Origin of the sequence: Endozoicomonas sp. ALB091, assembly GCF_049310265.1 — a bacterium.
GTDB lineage: Bacteria > Pseudomonadota > Gammaproteobacteria > Pseudomonadales > Endozoicomonadaceae > Endozoicomonas.
Map to the genome: position 1 here is coordinate 1 of NZ_JBLYNQ010000019.1, position 3067 is coordinate 3067.

Sequence of the window (3067 nt, forward strand, 5' to 3'; positions counted from 1 at the left end):
CTATGGCTATACGCCCCTGTACTGCGCTGTTGTAGAAGACTTCGCAGAGTGCATCAAGGTATTACTGACTGCTGACGACATTGACGTCAATTTGACTTCGTCTTCAGGCATGACGCCCCTGAGCTGCGCTGCCCAATCTGGCTATACAGACTGCATCATGGTGTTATTGAACGCCAAAGGCATTGACGTCAATATGGCACTACCTGGGCACCTTACGCCCCTGCAGTGGGCTGCCATAGGCGACAACGTAGAGTGCGTCCTGCTGTTATTGAACGCCAAGGGCATTGACGTCAATGTGAAAACAATCAAGGGTCTCACACCTCTGCACTGCGCTGCCGAATTTGGCCGGGCAGGGTCTATCAAAGCGTTACTTACAGCTCCCGGCATTGACATTAGTGTAAAAAGCAGCGACGGCTTGACGCCCCGGGACACCGCTCGCAAAAAAGGCCATGCAGAGTGCGAAAAACTGCTGATTCCACTTTTTCCTGACCCGGGACTTGGCTCTGGTAATTGATTAGCCCGGACTGAGTAAAATGATGAAGTTATTCCGGGACAAATTCAAAGGGGGGGTGAGGGAGCACATTTATGAAATATTCGGGTCAGGGTCGGCAGTTCCCGGTTTATTCGTTACCTGTTTTTCCCACGCCAATATCACCATATTCATTTTAATAGCTAAAAATTCAATAATTAATGCAAGCCATTAATATGCAACTTTTCCACTATTTTGAAATCGAATATGTCCAAAACAAATATGACATTGGATAAATTCATGCTTTCGTTAAATACAGAAATCAACTCAATACTTTTCCAACCCTGGCAACCAGATACTGCTTCTGAAAAGCCAACGGTTGCCCAGCAGCCAGAATATATTGAATTGCCCGGGGTTCATTGTTACGAGGAACTGGAAACCCATGCCGCCTTTCCTGAGATAAAAACCCGTTTCCTGAATGATATTGAGGAGATGAAACAACTGGTACACCCCTACGTTAATCATCAATACGATACATCAATAGATATTTTTCACGAGAAACTGGAATCACCGCCTGAATATCTTAAAAACAGCCTGCTCACCCTGTATCGTGAGACACGCTTCCAGATTCGACAGTTAGTCATGCAACTCAGGGATCAACAGCACGATCCAAATATTGACAACCAAAATTACATTGCCGGGGTACTTCATGAGTGCCTGAACGACATTCAGGAGTGCCCTCCCGGTATTCACGGCCGCTTTACCAAGAGTTTTCTTAATTTGGAAGCCTCCCGGGGAGGGCTGGGCGGGAAGCTCTTCAATGTCAGGAGTGAGCTGTTTGATCAATTTATCCAGTCTTTCCTGCTTGAGCTGCAACGGGAGAGGTTGGTTGATATACTCACCAGACATAGGGATCCACCGGGTTCACAGCTTGCACAATAATCTTTTCTGTGATGCCTCGAAGGCTTCCCTATTTTGTTGACCCATCGGCACCGGACCCATCTGGGTGATGACCTTACCCTGCGATTTTCCTTGCGGTTGCACCACTGTCAGTCAATGCCTGTACCATCCTGCGTAAAACTCTCGTCCCGGGTGGTCGGACCAGCTCAGTGGCAACCCTGCAAAAACTGGGCGTACAGACATGGGAAACCCACGCCGTTGCCCCCTTTGAACTGACTTCTTTCAGAACGGGGACGCTTGAAAGAGCACTCTTTAAACCGGTCAATCATCTACCGCAAACAAGCGGAGAACAGTCCTCGGATCTCAGGGCCGTCATCGAAGAAACTGGCGATTGCAACTATTACCTTGGGCGGTATCGGGAAAAGTTACTGGCCTCCGCGGCCAGCCATTTCTGTGAACTAATCGGCCCGGGTGTTGCCACTATCTCTGCAGGTGTCGATCTGGCCTGGCATATCGGCACCATCAACCAGCTTTTCTTCTGGGTATTTAATCATGACCAGTACTTGCCGACGGGGCTGGCGTGTACTTTTAATGCGAATAATCACACCTCGCTGACATTGCCTCATTTAATCTCCACTTGACTTCTCAACCTGGCCTGAAACCACCATTTATGCCCTGCTCACCCAGGCAATGGAGCAAACCGATAAGGCCCGGCATATTGCCTCGTTTTTCCTGCAACACACCACCATCGAACAGCTTGGTAAAATACCAGCAATGGTGACCAGGGCACTTGCCAACCAACTCAGTGACAAGCTGATTAAACACGATAACACTTTTAAAGAAACGTTATACCAATGTGTAGTTGATCATTTTGCCCCTATTACAACGTTCATTCCACCAGGCATTACTCCAGGCATTGCTCCGCGCGTACTGGACTGGCTGATCGATACACCGCTGCTGAAGTCGATCTTATTGAAACTTCAACAAAATGGAATAGATGTATTGTCAATCACATCATGCCTTTCACAAGGGCTGGCAGGTCTCTGATTTTTCCCACGATGATATGAAAAAGTTACTGACACCCCATGATTGCCAGCGACTGTTCAAACAGGCTCTTATTCTGGGGGAGGTCGAAACCCTGTCCAATCTTCTGTTAACCGGTCATTGTGATCAATTGACCAGTATCGTGAACAAATGATTCGACACCCCCCGGCGTGCTTTTAAAAGCAGCCCGTAATTTGGCTCGACTGGAATACCTGTTGAAACCAAGCAACCCGCAGGTTAGCCAGAAAAATATCCATGCCATTCGACGCCCCTGCACATCGCTGCCGAAAACGGGCACGTAGCGTTCGTCAGGGCGTTACTGACCATTCACGGCATTGATTTAAATGTGAAGAATAACAATGGCGTGACCCCCCTGTACTATGCTGCCTTGAGAGGTCACGCAGAGTGCGTCACGGAGTTGTTGAACACCACAGGCATTGACGTCAATGTGACACATAACGATAGCTTGACGCCCTTGCACGGTGCTGCCTCAGAAGGCCACGTAGTGTGTGTCAGGGCGTTATTGACCGCCGATGGCATTGACGTCAATGTGCAGAATGACGATGGCTATACGCCCCTGTGCTGATGCTGTCGTAGAAGGACATGCAGAGTGCATCAGGGAATTACTGTCCGCCGACGGCATTGACGTCAATG

The 3067-nt window shown here is 48.7% G+C and carries 6 protein-coding genes; all 6 read left to right on the forward strand.

The window, feature by feature from the left end:
• Positions 1–514, forward strand: a 514-nt coding sequence (locus tag ACO6UX_RS25080) for an ankyrin repeat domain-containing protein (protein ID WP_422451138.1), incomplete at its 5' end; no start/stop codon positions are given.
• A gap of 255 nt (positions 515–769) precedes the next feature.
• Positions 770–1411 (forward strand): hypothetical protein, encoded by a 642-nt coding sequence (locus tag ACO6UX_RS25085; protein ID WP_422451139.1) that lies wholly within the window; start codon positions 770–772, stop codon positions 1409–1411.
• Between the two features lie 167 nt (positions 1412–1578).
• Positions 1579–2010 carry a hypothetical protein gene (locus tag ACO6UX_RS25090; RefSeq protein ID WP_422451140.1) on the forward strand — a complete coding sequence of 144 codons (432 nt, stop codon included), beginning with the start codon at positions 1579–1581 and terminating at the stop codon, positions 2008–2010.
• Positions 2011–2059: 49 nt separating this feature from the next.
• On the forward strand, positions 2060–2416 hold the full coding sequence (locus ACO6UX_RS25095; RefSeq protein ID WP_422451141.1) for a hypothetical protein: 357 nt from the start codon (positions 2060–2062) through the stop codon (positions 2414–2416).
• 16 nt (positions 2417–2432) lie between these two features.
• Positions 2433–2567 (forward strand): hypothetical protein, encoded by a 135-nt coding sequence (locus ACO6UX_RS25100; RefSeq protein WP_422451142.1) that lies wholly within the window; start codon positions 2433–2435, stop codon positions 2565–2567.
• 117 nt (positions 2568–2684) lie between these two features.
• Positions 2685–2999, forward strand: a complete 315-nt coding sequence (locus ACO6UX_RS25105) for an ankyrin repeat domain-containing protein (RefSeq protein ID WP_422451144.1) — start codon at positions 2685–2687, stop codon at positions 2997–2999.
• Positions 3000–3067: the final 68 nt, after the last annotated feature.

Bases quoted from the DNA above. Each gene is read 5' to 3' on its own strand.
- ACO6UX_RS25085 (WP_422451139.1), top strand. From the start codon at position 770: ATGCTTTCGTTAAATACAGAAATCAACTCAATACTTTTCCAACCCTGG.
- ACO6UX_RS25095 (WP_422451141.1), top strand. From the start codon at position 2,060: ATGGAGCAAACCGATAAGGCCCGGCATATTGCCTCGTTTTTCCTGCAA.
- ACO6UX_RS25100 (WP_422451142.1), top strand. From the start codon at position 2,433: ATGAAAAAGTTACTGACACCCCATGATTGCCAGCGACTGTTCAAACAG.